Raw genomic sequence first — 15,723 nt, 5'->3', positions numbered from 1 at the left:
ATGGGTTTTCACCTGCCAGGTTCTCATTTGAGGACCGGATGGCCCACGAATGGAGAGGGGTGACGCGTGACGCCGGTCCGATCACGGAAGTGATGCTGCGCCCGGCGGTGGATGGATGTCACCACCCGAATTGCCACCGAGAAGGCAAGGGATTCAGCCAGGGCCAACTCAGGTGAAAACGAAGAGGAGGAGTACTCGTCATGCGAGTAACCACTCGAGCTAGTCGAACCAGGACCGGAACGAGACGGGCAGGGCTGGGAGCGAAGCTGATCGGCGTGGGTCTGACCACGGCGGTCGCCATCGGCATCTCCGCCGGCCCGGCAGCGGCGGCATCGGTCACCCCCGTCCTCGTGATGGGCAACCCGCCCCTGGCGTGTCCTGCCGGCTCGGTAGGTTTCCGGGTCGACCCGCCCGTGGACACCACCGTCCCGGTCACCGTCGACGGCGAAAGCGGCACGGTGATCGTCGACTTCAACGCCAACACCACCCAGGTGAGCTTCGACACCACAGGCGACATCGCCGTCCGCCAGGTCACCGTGAAGGGTGGACCGAACGCCAACCGGTACATCTACGACGCCAACTCCACCCCGACGAGCTTCCCCGACGGGATCGCGGCCGACACCGGGCTGACCGCGCCGCCCAACCCCGGGGGCAACATTCCCACGATCAGCCACGTCGACTTCTGCGTCATCAAGGGCAACGGCAGCTGAGCCCTGGGCCCAGGCCGTCGAGCCCGTCGGCGGGAGATGGATGACCGTACGACTTCGTGGACGCATGACGATCACCAGCGGACCGGCGTGGTCATGCTGGTGAACCCGTAGCACGAGTCCACCGCCCACCGCAGAACCGGCATCCGTCCGCCCCCGACACCGACAAAAAGAAGGGGCCCGTACGACCGAGGTCGTACGGGCCCCTTCCGGAGCTCTCGCTGGAGCTACCAGGTCAGATCAACAAGCTCACTTGTTGATCTTGGTGACCTGGCCGGCGCCCACGGTCCGGCCACCCTCACGGATGGCGAACTTCAGGCCCTCCTCCATGGCGACGGGCTGGATGAGCTCCACCTTCATCTCGGTGTTGTCACCCGGCATGACCATCTCGGTGCCCTCGGGGAGGGTCACGACGCCGGTCACGTCCGTCGTACGGAAGTAGAACTGCGGGCGGTAGTTGTTGAAGAACGGCGTGTGGCGGCCACCCTCGTCCTTGGACAGGATGTAGGCCTGCGCCTCGAACTCGGTGTGCGGGGTGACCGAGCCCGGCTTGATGATGACCTGGCCGCGCTCGACGTCCTCGCGCTTGATGCCGCGGAGCAGCAGACCGACGTTCTCACCGGCCTGGCCCTCGTCGAGCAGCTTGCGGAACATCTCGATACCGGTGACCGTGGTGGTGGTCTTCTCGGTCTTGATGCCGATGATGTCGACGGTCTCGTTGACCTTGAGGATACCGCGCTCGATACGACCGGTGACGACGGTGCCACGACCGGTGATCGTGAAGACGTCCTCGATCGGCATCAGGAACGGCTTGTCGACGTCGCGCTCGGGCTCCGGGATGGACTCGTCCACGGCCTTCATGAGCTCGAGGACGGAGTTGCCCCACTCCTTGTCGCCCTCGAGGGCCTTCAGGGCGGAGACCTTGACGACCGGAACGTCGTCGCCCGGGAACTCGTACTCGGAGAGCAGCTCACGAACCTCGAGCTCGACGAGCTCCAGGATCTCCTCGTCGTCCACCATGTCGGCCTTGTTCAGGGCGACGACGATGTACGGAACGCCGACCTGGCGGGCCAGGAGCACGTGCTCCTTGGTCTGCGGCATCGGGCCGTCGGTGGCGGCGACCACGAGGATGGCGCCGTCCATCTGGGCAGCACCGGTGATCATGTTCTTGATGTAGTCCGCGTGACCGGGGCAGTCGACGTGGGCGTAGTGACGGGTCTCCGTCTGGTACTCGACGTGCGCGATGGAGATGGTGATACCGCGCTGGCGCTCCTCGGGAGCCTTGTCGATCTGGTCGAACGCCGAGGCCTCGTTCAGGTCCGGGAACGCGTCGTGCAGCACCTTGGTAATGGCGGCCGTGAGGGTCGTCTTACCGTGGTCGATGTGACCGATGGTGCCGATGTTGACGTGCGGCTTAGTCCGCTCGAACTTCGCCTTCGCCACTGGGGTCCTCCTGTGGAGTGGTTCTGAACGCCTTGCTTCATCGGCGCCAGGTGATCTTTGCTGGAAAGCCCGGGCCCCGGGGCATTCCGACCGCTATTGCGGTGGAATGCCCCCTTGAGGCTCCGGAGTCAAGCCTAAAGCGTGTGAACGCGGAGCGTTACTCGCCCTTGGCCTTCGCGATGATCTCCTCGGCGACGTTCCGCGGAACCTCGGCGTAGGAGTCGAACTGCATGGAGTAGCTGGCGCGGCCGGACGTCTTGCTGCGCAGGTCGCCGACGTAGCCGAACATCTCCGAGAGGGGCACGAGGCCCTTCACGACGCGGGCACCGGCCCGCTCCTCCATGGCCTGGATCTGGCCACGGCGGGAGTTGATGTCGCCGATGACCTCACCCATGTAGTCCTCGGGCGTGGTGACCTCGACGGCCATCATCGGCTCAAGGAGAACGGGGCTGGCCTTGCGCGCGGCCTCCTTGAAGGCCTGCGAACCGGCGATCTTGAACGCGAGCTCGGAGGAGTCGACCTCGTGGTACGCACCGTCGAGCAGCGTGACGCGGACACCGGTCATCTCGTAACCGGCGAGGATGCCGAACTGCATGGCCTCCTGCGCACCGGCGTCGACCGAAGGGATGTACTCCTTCGGGATACGACCACCGGTCACCTTGTTCACGAACTCGTACGACGTGTCGCCGCTCTCGAGGGGCTCGATCGCGATCTGCACCTTGGCGAACTGGCCGGTACCACCAGTCTGCTTCTTGTGCGTGAAGTCGACACGCTCGACGGCCTTGCGGATCGTCTCACGGTAGGCGACCTGCGGCTTGCCGACGTTGGCCTCGACCTTGAACTCACGGCGCATACGGTCGACCAGCACCTCGAGGTGCAGCTCGCCCATACCACCGATGATGGTCTGGCCGGTCTCCTCGTCCGAGTGGACCTGGAAGGACGGGTCCTCCTCGGCCAGGCGCTGGATCGCGACGCCCAGCTTCTCCTGGTCGCCCTTCGACTTGGGCTCGATGGCGACCTGGATGACCGGCGCCGGGAAGTCCATGGACTCCAGGATCACCGGGTTCTTGTCGTCGGCCAGCGTCTCACCGGTCGTGGTCTGCTTCAGACCCATGACGGCGATGATGTCGCCGGCGCCCACCGACTGGATCTCCTCACGCTTGTTCGCGTGCATGCGGTAGATCTTGCCGATGCGCTCCTTCTTGCCCTTGACGGAGTTCAGCACCTGCGTGCCGGACTCCAGGCGGCCCGAGTAGACCCGGACGAAGGTGAGCTTGCCGAGGTGCGGGTCGCTCATGATCTTGAACGCCAGCGCCGACAGCGGCTCGTCGTCGGAGGGCTTGCGCTTCACGACCTCCTCGGGGTCGTTCACCGCGTGGCCCTCGATGGCCTCGATGTCGAGCGGGGAGGGCAGGTAGCGGACCACCGCGTCGAGCAGGGGCTGAACGCCCTTGTTCTTGAACGCGGTACCACAGAACACCGGGGTGACCGTGGTGTCGCTGGACTTGCCGGAGGCGATCGTGATGCGGCGGATGGCCGCGTACAGCTGCTCCTCGGAGGGCTCCTCGCCCTCCAGGTACAGCTCCATGATCTCCTCGTCGTTCTCCGCGACGGCCTCAAGGAGCTTGCCGCGCCACTCTTCAGCGGCCTCGGTGTGCGTGGCCGGGATGTCGACGACGTCGTACATCTCGCCCTTGGTGGCCTCGGCGGACCAGACGAGCGCCTTCATGCGGACCAGGTCCACGACGCCCTTGAAGTCGGCCTCGGCACCGATCGGGAGCTGCATGACGAGCGGCTGGGCACCCAGGCGGTCGCTGATCATGTCGACGCAGCGGTGGAACTCCGCGCCCGTGCGGTCCAGCTTGTTGACGAAGCAGATACGCGGAACGCGGTAACGGTCCGCCTGACGCCACACCGTCTCGGACTGCGGCTCAACGCCGGCGACGCCGTCGAACACCGTCACGGCACCGTCGAGCACGCGCAGGGAGCGCTCCACCTCGACGGTGAAGTCGACGTGGCCCGGGGTGTCGATGATGTTGATGGTGTGGTCGACGTCTTCCAGCGGCCAGTGACAGGTGGTGGCAGCAGAGGTGATCGTGATGCCACGCTCCTGCTCCTGCTCCATCCAGTCCATGGTGGCAGCGCCGTCGTGGACCTCACCGATCTTGTAAGACACACCGGTGTAGAACAGGATCCGCTCGGTGGTGGTCGTCTTGCCCGCGTCGATGTGGGCCATGATCCCGATGTTTCGGACCTTGGCCAGGTCAAGTGAAGTGGTAGCCATAAGGCTTCAGTCTTCTCTCGGTCTCGATGTGGGTAGCGACTACCAGCGGTAGTGCGCGAAGGCCTTGTTGGACTCGGCCATCTTGTGCGTGTCCTCGCGCTTCTTCACGGCCGCACCGAGGCCGTTGGAGGCGTCGAGGAGCTCGTTGAGGAGACGCTCGGTCATGGTCTTCTCGCGACGGGCGCGGGAGTAACCGACAAGCCAGCGCAGCGCCAGGGTGTTGGCACGGCCGGGCTTGACCTCGACCGGCACCTGGTAGGTCGCGCCACCGACACGGCGGGACTTGACCTCGAGGGTCGGCTTGATGTTCTCGAGAGCGCGCTTGAGGGTGATGACCGGGTCGTTGCCGGTCTTCTCGCGCAGGCCCTCCATGGCGCCGTAGACGATCCGCTCAGCGGTGGAGCGCTTGCCGTTCAGCAGCACCTTGTTGATGAGCGACGTGACCAGAGGAGAACCGTAGACCGGGTCGATGATGACCGGGCGCTTCGGGGCGGGGCCCTTACGAGGCATTCTTACTTCTCCTTCTTGGCGCCGTAGCGGGAACGGGCCTGCTTGCGGTTCTTGACACCCTGGGTGTCGAGGGAGCCACGGATGATCTTGTAGCGAACACCCGGCAGGTCCTTCACACGGCCGCCGCGCACGAGCACGATGGAGTGCTCCTGCAGGTTGTGTCCCTCACCCGGAATGTAAGCGGTGACCTCGATCCCGCTGGTCAGACGCACACGCGCGACCTTACGCAGGGCCGAGTTCGGCTTCTTCGGGGTGGTCGTGAACACACGCGTGCAGACGCCACGACGCTGAGGGGAACCCTCAAGTGCGGGCGTCTTGTTCTTCTCGACCTTGTCCTGCCGGCCCTTGCGGACCAGCTGCTGGATCGTAGGCACTACTTCTCCGGTTTCTGTGTGCCGATGGGTACAGCTAACCTGGAACTTTGCCGACCCACGCGGTCGGGTGTGTCGAATCCGGCGGACTCCCGCCGCGAGGCGAAAAGAGCACAGATTACGGTGGCCGCTCACAGCTCGTTATGCGGTTGAAGGCACGCACGAGAGCCAGGGCACACCCCAGGCACAAGGTCTGAGCGTACCTACCTCATTCGCTGCGGTCAAAACAAATGGGCCTCGCCCGCATCGCCATACGCCCGATGTCAAGACCGCACGACGATTTCGATCTTCAAATCCCCGATCAGAGCACGTCAGGCCGGGCTCGCCGCGAGCCGTCCCCCACCGGTCGGTGGCGATGCATGCGGAGCCGAGGACGAGGGCCGTGAGGAGGCGCTGCCGGGCCCCTGCGGGCGCGGCGGCCGGCACGCGCATGCGGTTCGGGGCGGGCGACGGCACGGCTCACGCGGACGCGGCGGCGGCCACGATCATCAGGGCGAACAGGACCGCCCAGCCCGCGGTCGACAGCCACCCCAGCACGAGGCCGGTCAGGGCGAGGGTGTCGCCGGCCTCTCCGGTACGGCGTATCTCGGAGCGCGCGGCATGGCCGAGAACCACCGCCGGAATGCCGGTCAGCCCGAAGGTCACCAGGCACAGCGCCCCGCAGAGCGCCGACCCGACGGCCTTGCCGTTCGTCCGCGGCCGGGGAGCCGCCAGGAACGTCCCCGGCACGGGGGTGACGGGCGCCTGCTGCGGTACGGGGCCCTGGGGCAGGTCGGCGACCAGCAGGGCCAGTTCGCCCACCGTACGGGCCGCGTAGGCCCGCGCGACCCGCTGCTCGAACTCCGGCTGCTCCAGCCGCCCTTCGCCGTACCCGGCCCTGAGCACGTCCACGGCACGCTCACGGTCGGCGTGTGAGGCGAGCATGGCGGGGGTGTACGGGCCGGACCACGGCTGCGGGGCACCGCTCCCGTGCCATGGCTGCCACGGCTGCTGCGTCATGGAGCACCTCCGTACCGGTCGGAGTCCCTCCATCATGCGCCGAACCGGCGTGCGTGGCATCGGGGTCCACCCCGAGAGAACCCGGAGATGTCCCCGGGTCACCGGGGAGCGGCAGGAAGGCGAAGGCGGCGCCCACCCGCACCGCGGCCTCCGTACCGCCGCTTCCGCACCGCGACGTCCGCACCGGTCGACCGAGCGGAACGCCGAAGGGCGGCCACCCCCACGGGTGGCCGCCCTTCGACTCAACCGGACGCTCGCTTACTGGTTGTACGGACCGTAGTCGTAGTCCTCCAGCGGAACGGCCTGGCCGGAGCCCGTGCCGAACGGCGAGTAGTCGATGTCGTCGTAGCCGACGGCCGAGTACATCGCGGCCTTGGCCTCCTCGGTCGGCTCGACCCGGATGTTGCGGTAGCGGGACAGACCCGTACCGGCCGGGATGAGCTTACCGATGATGACGTTCTCCTTGAGGCCGATCAGCGAGTCGGACTTGGCGTTGATCGCCGCGTCCGTGAGGACTCGCGTCGTCTCCTGGAAGGACGCCGCCGACAGCCAGGACTCCGTGGCCAGCGAGGCCTTGGTGATACCCATGAGCTGCGGACGACCGGAGGCCGGGTGACCGCCCTCCTGGACCACACGACGGTTCTCGGTCTCGAACTTCGAGCGCTCGACCAGCTCGCCGGGCAGCAGCTCGGCGTCGCCGGACTCGATGATCGTCACGCGGCGGAGCATCTGCCGGATGATGATCTCGATGTGCTTGTCGTGGATCGACACACCCTGCGAGTTGTACACCTTCTGGACCTCGCCGACCAGGTGGACCTGGACGGCACGCTGACCCAGGATGCGCAGCACGTCGTGCGGGTTGGTGGCACCCACGGTGAGCTTCTGGCCCACCTCGACGTGCTCGCCCTCGCTGACCAGGAGTCGGGCACGCTTCGAGATCGGGTACGCCGTCTCGTCGCTGCCGTCGTCCGGGGTGACGACGATCTTCTTGGTCTTCTCGGTCTCCTCGATCCGCACGCGGCCGGTGGCCTCGGAGATCGGGGCGACACCCTTCGGGGTACGGGCCTCGAAGAGCTCGACGACACGCGGCAGACCCTGGGTGATGTCGTCACCGGCCACACCACCGGTGTGGAAGGTACGCATCGTCAGCTGGGTACCGGGCTCACCGATGGACTGGGCGGCGATGATGCCGACCGCCTCACCGATGTCGACCAGCTTGCCGGTGGCCAGCGAACGGCCGTAGCACATCGCGCAGGTGCCGACGGCGGACTCGCAGGTCAGGACCGAGCGGGTCTTGACCGTCTCGACGCCCGCGGCGACCAGCTGGTCGATGAGGACGTCACCGAGGTCGACGCCCGCCGGGGCGAGCACCTTGCCGTCGACGACGATGTCCTCGGCGAGGCAGCGCGCGTACACGCTGGTCTCGGCGTTGTCCGCCTTGCGCAGGACGCCGTCGGCGCCGCGCTCGGCGATGGCCAGCTTGAGGCCGCGGTCGGTGCCGCAGTCCTCCTCGCGGATGATGACGTCCTGGGAGACGTCGACCAGACGACGGGTGAGGTAACCCGAGTCGGCGGTACGCAGGGCGGTGTCCGCCAGACCCTTACGGGCACCGTGCGTGGAGATGAAGTACTCCAGCACGGACAGGCCCTCACGGAACGACGCCTTGATCGGACGCGGGATCGTCTCGTTCTTCGCGTTCGACACCAGACCACGCATACCGGCGATCTGACGCATCTGCATCATGTTGCCTCGTGCACCCGAGTTCACCATCATGAAGATCGGGTTGGTCTTCGGGAAGTTGTCGTTCATCGCCTCGGCGACCTCGTTGGTCGCCTTGGTCCAGATCGCGATGAGCTCCTGCGTGCGCTCGTCCTTGGTGATCAGACCGCGCTCGTACTGCTTCTGGACCTTCTCGTCCTGCGCCTCGTAGCCGCGGACGATCTCCTTCTTCGCCTCGGGAACGACGACGTCGGAGATGGCGACGGTGACGCCGGAACGGGTGGCCCAGTAGAAGCCGGCCGCCTTCAGGTTGTCGAGCGTCGCCGCCACGATGACCTTCGGGTAGCGCTCGGCGAGGTCGTTGACGATCTCGGAGAGCTGCTTCTTGCCGACCTCGTAGTCGACGAACGGGTAGTCCTCGGGCAGCAGCTCGTTGAAGAGCGCACGGCCCAGCGTGGTCTTCAGACGGAAGCTGTCACCCTGCTGCCACTCCGGCTCGCCCTCCTCCTGCGCCGGCGGGGTCCAGCCGCGCGGCGGGATGGTGCCGACCGGGAAGCGGATGTCGATCTTCGACTGGAGCGAGAGCTCGCCCGCGTCGAAGGCCATGATCGCCTCGGCGACGGAGGAGAAGGAGCGGTCCTCACCCTTGATGTCCCGCATCTCACCGTCGGTGGTGAGGAAGAACAGACCGAGGACCATGTCCTGGGTCGGCATCGTCACCGGACGGCCGTCGGCGGGCTTGAGGATGTTGTTCGAGGACAGCATCAGGATGCGGGCCTCGGCCTGCGCCTCCGCGGACAGCGGCAGGTGCACGGCCATCTGGTCGCCGTCGAAGTCCGCGTTGAACGCGGTGCAGACGAGCGGGTGGATCTGGATGGCCTTGCCCTCGACCAGCTGCGGCTCGAAGGCCTGGATGCCGAGGCGGTGCAGGGTGGGAGCACGGTTCAGCAGAACCGGGTGCTCGGCGATGACCTCTTCGAGGACGTCGTACACGACCGTGCGGCCGCGCTCCACCATCCGCTTGGCGCTCTTGATGTTCTGCGCGTGGTTCAGGTCGACCAGGCGCTTCATCACGAACGGCTTGAAGAGCTCCAGCGCCATCGCCTTGGGCAGACCGCACTGGTGCAGCTTCAGCTGCGGACCGACGACGATCACGGAACGCGCGGAGTAGTCCACACGCTTACCGAGCAGGTTCTGACGGAATCGACCCTGCTTACCCTTCAGCATGTCGCTGAGGGACTTCAGCGGGCGGTTACCGGGACCGGTGACCGGGCGACCACGACGACCGTTGTCGAACAGCGCGTCGACGGCCTCCTGGAGCATGCGCTTCTCGTTGTTCACGATGATCTCGGGCGCACCGAGGTCGAGAAGGCGCTTCAGTCGGTTGTTCCGGTTGATCACACGGCGGTACAGGTCGTTCAGGTCGGAGGTCGCGAAGCGGCCACCGTCCAGCTGCACCATCGGACGCAGGTCCGGCGGGATGACCGGGACGCAGTCCAGAACCATGCCCTTGGGGCTGTTGCTGGTCTGCAGGAACGCGGAGACGACCTTCAGGCGCTTGAGCGCACGGGTCTTCTTCTGGCCCTTGCCGGTACGGATGATCTCGCGGAGCTTCTCGGCCTCCTCGTCGAGGTCGAAGGACTCCAGGCGCTTCTGCAGCGCCGCGGCACCCATCGAGCCGTCGAAGTACGTGCCGAAGCGGTCACGCAGCTCGCGGTAGAGGAGCTCGTCGCCCTCCAGGTCCTGGACCTTGAGGTTCTTGAACCGGGTCCACACCTCGTCCAGGCGGTCGATCTCGCGCTGCGCACGGTCACGCAGCTGCTTCATCTCACGCTCGGCACCCTCGCGCACCTTGCGGCGCACGTCGGCCTTGGCGCCCTCGGCCTCCAGCTCGGCCAGGTCGGTCTCGAGCTTCTTGGCGCGGGCCTCCAGGTCGGCGTCCCGGCGGTTCTCGATCTGCTGCCGCTCCACGGAGACGTGCGCCTCCAGGGAGGGCAGGTCGCGGGTACGGCGCTCCTCGTCGACGTACGTGATCATGTACGCCGCGAAGTAGATGACCTTCTCCAGGTCCTTCGGGGCGAGGTCGAGCAGGTAGCCCAGCCGCGACGGAACGCCCTTGAAGTACCAGATGTGCGTGACGGGCGCGGCCAGCTCGATGTGGCCCATCCGCTCACGGCGCACCTTGGCGCGCGTGACCTCGACGCCACAGCGCTCGCAGATGATGCCCTTGAAGCGGACGCGCTTGTACTTGCCGCAGTAGCACTCCCAGTCCCGGGTCGGACCGAAGATCTTCTCGCAGAAGAGTCCGTCCTTTTCGGGCTTGAGGGTGCGGTAGTTGATGGTCTCGGGCTTCTTGACCTCGCCGTGGCTCCACTGACGGATGTCGTCAGCGGTGGCCAGACCGATCCGGAGCTCATCGAAGAAGTTGACGTCGAGCACTATGCGTCAATCCCTCTCAGGGTTGTAAGTCTTGGGGTCTGAAACGGGGGCCTGGGGGTCGGCGGGGCCCTGTGGGTGAGGGCCCCGCCGGACTCCCGTCAGACCTCTTCGACGCTGCTCGGCTCGCGCCGGGACAGGTCGATGCCGAGCTCCTCCGCAGCGCGGAAGACGTCCTCGTCGGTGTCACGCATCTCGATGGACATACCGTCGCTGGACAGCACCTCCACGTTCAGGCAGAGCGACTGCATCTCCTTGATGAGCACCTTGAAGGACTCGGGGATGCCGGGCTCGGGGATGTTCTCGCCCTTGACGATGGCCTCGTAGACCTTCACGCGGCCGGTGACGTCGTCGGACTTGATGGTCAGCAGCTCCTGGAGGGCGTAAGCGGCGCCGTACGCCTCCAGCGCCCACACCTCCATCTCACCGAAGCGCTGGCCACCGAACTGGGCCTTACCACCCAGCGGCTGCTGGGTGATCATGCTGTACGGGCCGGTCGAACGCGCGTGCAGCTTGTCGTCGACCAGGTGGTGCAGCTTCAGGATGTACATGTAGCCGACCGAGATCGGGTCCGGGAACGGCTCACCGCTACGGCCGTCGAACAGCCGCGCCTTGCCGGACGGGAGCACCATGCGCTCGCCGTCGCGGTTCGGGATGGTGTGCTGCAGCAGACCCGCGAGCTCGTCCTCACGCGCACCGTCGAAGACCGGGGTGGCGACGTTGGTGCCGGGCTCGACACTGTCGGCGCCGATGGCCTGCAGGCGCTGGGCCCACTCGTCGGCGAGACCGGAGACGTCCCAGCCGCGGCTGGCGAGCCAGCCGAGGTGGATCTCCAGGACCTGTCCCGGGTTCATTCGGGACGGCACACCGAGCGGGTTGAGGATGATGTCGACCGGGGTGCCGTCCTCCAGGAACGGCATGTCCTCGATCGGCAGGATCTTGGAGATGACGCCCTTGTTGCCGTGACGGCCGGCGAGCTTGTCACCGTCGGTGATCTTGCGCTTCTGCGCGACGTACACGCGCACCAGCTGGTTCACACCGGGGGGAAGCTCGTCGCCCTCCTCGCGGTCGAAGACGCGGACGCCGATGACCTTGCCGGTCTCGCCGTGCGGCACCTTCAGCGAGGTGTCACGGACCTCACGGGCCTTCTCACCGAAGATCGCGCGCAGCAGGCGCTCCTCCGGCGTCAGCTCGGTCTCACCCTTCGGGGTCACCTTGCCGACGAGGATGTCGCCGGCGATGACCTCGGCACCGATGCGGATGATGCCGCGCTCGTCGAGGTCGGCGAGGACCTCCTCGGAGACGTTCGGGATGTCCCGGGTGATCTCCTCCGGGCCGAGCTTGGTGTCACGGGCGTCGACCTCGTGCTCCTCGATGTGGATCGAGGAGAGGACGTCGTCCTGCACGAGGCGCTGCGACAGGATGATCGCGTCCTCGTAGTTGTGACCCTCCCACGGCATGAACGCCACGAGCAGGTTCTTGCCCAGCGCCATCTCGCCGTTCTGGGTGGCCGGACCGTCGGCGAGGACCTGGCCCTCGATGATCCGGTCGCCCTCGTGGACGATGACCTTCTGGTTGACCGAGGTGCCCTGGTTGGAGCGGGCGAACTTGGCCAGGCGGTACGTGATGTACGTGCCGTCGTCGTTGGCGGTGGTGATGTAGTCCGCGGAGACCTCCTGGACCACACCGGCCTTCTCGGCCTTGACCACGTCACCGGCGTCGACGGCGGAGCGGTACTCCATGCCGGTGCCGACGAGCGGGGCCTCCGCCTTGATGAGCGGAACGGCCTGGCGCATCATGTTCGCGCCCATGAGGGCACGGTTGGCGTCGTCGTGCTCGAGGAACGGGATCATGGCGGTCGCGACCGACACCATCTGGCGCGGCGAGACGTCCATGTAGTCCACGTCCTCGCCGCCGACGTAGTCGACCTCGCCGCCACGACGGCGGACGAGCACGCGGGCCTCCTCGAAGCGGAGGTCGTCGGTCAGCGGGGCGTTGGCCTGCGCGATGACGAAGCGGTCCTCTTCGTCGGCGGTCAGGTAGTCGACCTCGTCGGTGACCTGGCCGTCGATGACCTTGCGGTACGGGGTCTCGACGAAACCGAACGCGTTGACCCGGCCGTACGAGGCGAGCGAACCGATCAGACCGATGTTCGGGCCTTCGGGCGTCTCGATCGGGCACATACGGCCGTAGTGCGACGGGTGCACGTCACGGACCTCGAAGCCGGCCCGCTCACGGGACAGACCACCCGGGCCGAGCGCGGACAGACGACGCTTGTGCGTCAGCCCGGACAGCGGGTTGTTCTGGTCCATGAACTGCGACAGCTGGCTGGTGCCGAAGAACTCCTTGATGGAGGCGACGACCGGCCGGATGTTGATCAGGGTCTGCGGCGTGATGGCCTCGACGTCCTGGGTCGTCATGCGCTCGCGGACGACGCGCTCCATACGAGCCAGACCGGTGCGGACCTGGTTCTGGATGAGCTCGCCGACGCTGCGCAGACGACGGTTGCCGAAGTGGTCGATGTCGTCGGTCTCGACGACGATGCTCTGACCGCTGTCGCCGACCGTCTCGGTCTCGCCCGCGTGCAGCTTCACCAGGTACTTGATCGTCGAGATGATGTCCTCGACGGTCAGGATGCCCGCGTCGAGCGGAGCGTCCGCGCCCAGCTTCTTGTTGACCTTGTAGCGACCGACCTTGGCGAGGTCGTAGCGCTTCGGGTTGAAGTAGAGGTTGTCGAGCAGCGTCTGCGCGGCCTCACGCGTGGGGGGCTCACCCGGACGCAGCTTGCGGTAGATGTCGAGCAGCGCGTCGTCCTGGCCCTGGGTGTGGTCCTTCTCCAGGGTGGCGCGCATCGACTCGTACTCGCCGAACTCCTCGAGGATCTGCTCGGTGGTCCAGCCGAGCGCCTTGAGCAGGACGGTGACGGACTGCTTGCGCTTGCGGTCGATACGGACACCGACCATGTCGCGCTTGTCGATCTCCATCTCCAGCCAGGCACCCCGGGACGGGATGATCTTGGCCGAGAAGATGTCCTTGTCGGACGTCTTGTCGATGGAGGAGTCGAAGTAGACACCGGGGGAACGGACCAGCTGCGACACCACGACACGCTCGGTGCCGTTGATGACGAAGGTGCCCTTGTTCGTCATGAGCGGGAAGTCGCCCATGAAGACCGTCTGGGACTTGATCTCACCGGTCTCGTTGTTGGTGAACTCCGCCGTCACGAAGAGCGGGGCGGCGTAGGTGAAGTCGCGCTCCTTGCACTCGTCGATCGAGTTCTTCGGCGGCTCGAAGCGGTGGTCGCGGAACGTCAGTGACATCGACCCGGAGAAGTCCTCGATCGGGGAGATCTCCTCGAAGATCTCCTCGAGGCCGGACTTGGTGGGGACGTCCTGACCGGACTCCAGAGCCTCCTCGACCCGACTCTGCCAGGCGGTGTTGCCGAGCAGCCAGTCAAAGCTCTCGGTCTGCAGCGCGAGCAGGTTCGGAACCTCGAGGGGCTCCTTGATCTTTGCAAAGGAGATGCGCAGCGGGGCGGTGCTGGCGCCGTTGTTCGTATTCGCGGTCGAGGCAGTGCGCGAGGCGGCCAAGAGGGGGTCCTTCCGAGGGCTCGGACTCACTACGCGCGTACCGGCCCCTCACCCACACAGAGACAGAAATCCCAGGTCAGGGATGCTCGATCATCGATGCTGAGGCGAGGGCAGACCCCTGGTGACGGGCAGGGGACAGCTAACAGGCAGCGCAAAGGGTCAGTGTAGCCACTTGGCACACTGATGTCCAGTCCCGGTTTTCAGAGACCCTCGTTGTTCTCAACGCCTGCGCCATGCCTGCCTTCAACGCACGTTGATACTGCCCTCTTCGTCGTCGATCCATGCCTCGGATTCGGATCCTTGTGACGACGCGTCCTGAGAATTGCGCGCTGCGTGCGGTTCGTCAAGGCCCCCATGCCCGAACCCCAGGCCGACCAGGGACACGACGAAGATCACCATACCCCCCGTCCCGGCGGGTGCAAGGCAACCGCGGCCGCGCCCCGGAAACGCCGAAGAGCGACCACCCGAATGGATGATCGCTCTTCGGTGCGTTCGCGTTACAGCCCTACGGGACTGTCACAGGCGTTCGCGAAGGTCTTACTTGACCTCGACGGAGGCACCGGCGCCCTCGAGGGCCTCCTTGGCCTTGTCCGCGGCCTCCTTGTTGACCTTCTCCAGGACCGGCTTCGGCGCACCGTCGACCAGGTCCTTGGCCTCCTTCAGGCCCAGGGAGGTGAGCTCACGCACGACCTTGATGACCTGGATCTTCTTGTCGCCGGCGCCGGCGAGGATGACGTCGAACTCGTCCTTCTCCTCAGCGGCCTCGGCACCACCGGCGGCACCGCCGGCAGCCGGGGCGGCGACGACGGCCGCGGCAGCGGCGGTGACGTCGAACTTCTCCTCGAACGCCTTCACGAACTCGGAAAGCTGGATGAGGGTCATGTTCTCGAACTCGGCGAGCAGTTCTTCCTGGGTGAGAGCCACGATGGCTTTCCTTCCACTAATTCGGCTGGTGCCGGATGTACATGAGTGGCGGGCGTACGTTGGCCCGCTACGACCGCTGCCTGGAGGCGGCGATCATGATGCGAGCCGAATTACTCGGCACCGCCCTGCTCGTCCTGCTTGGCACGGAGCGCGTCCACGGTGCGGACGAGCTTCGTCGGGAGCGCCTGGAGGAGCTGAGCAGTCTGCGTCTGCTTGCCCTTCAGAGCGCCCGCCAGCTTGGCGAGCAGAACCTCGCGGGACTCGAGGTCCGCAAGCTTCTTGATCTCGTCGGCGGACAGCGCCTTGCCGTCAAGGACACCGCCCTTGATGACGAGATTCGGGTTGTCCTTGGCGAAGTCACGGAGACCCTTCGCCGACTCCACCGGGTCACCGGTGACGAAGGCGACAGCCGTCGGACCGTTGAACAGGTCGTCCAGCGTCGAGATCCCGGCCTCGTTGGCCGCAATCTTGGTCAGCGTGTTCTTCACCACGGCGTACTGGGCGTTCTCACCGAGCGAACGACGCAGCGTCTTGAGCTGCGCCACGGTGAGACCGCGGTACTCGGTCAGCACGGCAGCGCTGGAGTTGCGGAACTGCTCCGTCAACTCCGCCACTGCGGCAGCCTTGTCGGGCCTCGCCATAGAGCCTCGGCCTCCTTCCGGGTGATTCTGACCGCGCGGACCCGAAGGAGGACTGGGGAAAACGAAACGCCCCGGCGCAGGCGCACGGGGCGGACTCGACCG

11 protein-coding genes are annotated in these 15,723 nt (G+C 66.3%); 1 reads left to right on the top strand and 10 read right to left on the bottom strand.

Annotation, left to right across the window (positions count from 1 at the left end; genetic code table 11):
* Positions 1-275 precede the first annotated feature (275 nt).
* Complete coding sequence (locus tag ACWCPI_RS06295) at positions 276-710, top strand: hypothetical protein (RefSeq protein ID WP_451036996.1); 435 nt, start codon at positions 276-278, stop codon at positions 708-710.
* A 246-nt stretch (positions 711-956) separates the two neighbouring features.
* Here ACWCPI_RS06295 and tuf read toward each other — a convergent pair whose 3' ends face one another.
* The 10 genes from tuf to rplJ all read right to left on the bottom strand — a co-directional run bounded on the left by tuf (position 957) and on the right by rplJ (position 15,621).
* On the bottom strand, positions 957-2,150 hold the full coding sequence (gene tuf / locus ACWCPI_RS06290; RefSeq protein WP_388809663.1) for an elongation factor Tu: 1,194 nt from the start codon (positions 2,148-2,150) through the stop codon (positions 957-959).
* A gap of 157 nt (positions 2,151-2,307) precedes the next feature.
* A complete protein-coding gene (gene fusA, locus ACWCPI_RS06285; protein ID WP_019754096.1) occupies positions 2,308-4,434 on the bottom strand; it encodes an elongation factor G in 2,127 nt (708 codons plus the stop codon).
* 39 nt (positions 4,435-4,473) lie between these two features.
* Positions 4,474-4,944, bottom strand: coding sequence for a 30S ribosomal protein S7 (gene rpsG, locus ACWCPI_RS06280; RefSeq protein WP_003998848.1), 471 nt, complete (start codon positions 4,942-4,944; stop codon positions 4,474-4,476).
* A gap of 2 nt (positions 4,945-4,946) precedes the next feature.
* Positions 4,947-5,318 carry a 30S ribosomal protein S12 gene (rpsL, locus tag ACWCPI_RS06275; protein WP_003948652.1) on the bottom strand — a complete coding sequence of 124 codons (372 nt, stop codon included), beginning with the start codon at positions 5,316-5,318 and terminating at the stop codon, positions 4,947-4,949.
* A gap of 456 nt (positions 5,319-5,774) precedes the next feature.
* Positions 5,775-6,314 (bottom strand): DUF1707 and DUF4190 domain-containing protein, encoded by a 540-nt coding sequence (locus ACWCPI_RS06270; RefSeq protein ID WP_451036995.1) that lies wholly within the window; start codon positions 6,312-6,314, stop codon positions 5,775-5,777.
* Positions 6,315-6,572: 258 nt separating this feature from the next.
* Positions 6,573-10,472, bottom strand: a complete 3,900-nt coding sequence (locus ACWCPI_RS06265; protein WP_451036994.1) for a DNA-directed RNA polymerase subunit beta' — start codon at positions 10,470-10,472, stop codon at positions 6,573-6,575.
* Between the two features lie 98 nt (positions 10,473-10,570).
* Positions 10,571-14,056 (bottom strand): DNA-directed RNA polymerase subunit beta, encoded by a 3,486-nt coding sequence (gene rpoB, locus ACWCPI_RS06260; RefSeq protein ID WP_451036993.1) that lies wholly within the window; start codon positions 14,054-14,056, stop codon positions 10,571-10,573.
* A gap of 243 nt (positions 14,057-14,299) precedes the next feature.
* A complete protein-coding gene (locus tag ACWCPI_RS06255; protein WP_388809679.1) occupies positions 14,300-14,455 on the bottom strand; it encodes a hypothetical protein in 156 nt (51 codons plus the stop codon).
* A gap of 138 nt (positions 14,456-14,593) precedes the next feature.
* Complete coding sequence (rplL, locus tag ACWCPI_RS06250) at positions 14,594-14,983, bottom strand: 50S ribosomal protein L7/L12 (RefSeq protein WP_388810117.1); 390 nt, start codon at positions 14,981-14,983, stop codon at positions 14,594-14,596.
* A 107-nt stretch (positions 14,984-15,090) separates the two neighbouring features.
* Complete coding sequence (rplJ, locus tag ACWCPI_RS06245; protein ID WP_019753717.1) at positions 15,091-15,621, bottom strand: 50S ribosomal protein L10; 531 nt, start codon at positions 15,619-15,621, stop codon at positions 15,091-15,093.
* Between the last annotated feature and the right edge of the window lie 102 nt (positions 15,622-15,723).

This window comes from Streptomyces sp. NPDC001920, from assembly GCF_053594495.1.
The sequence above is the reverse complement of the archived record's forward strand: the minus strand, read 5'-3'. Positions and strand labels throughout refer to the sequence as shown.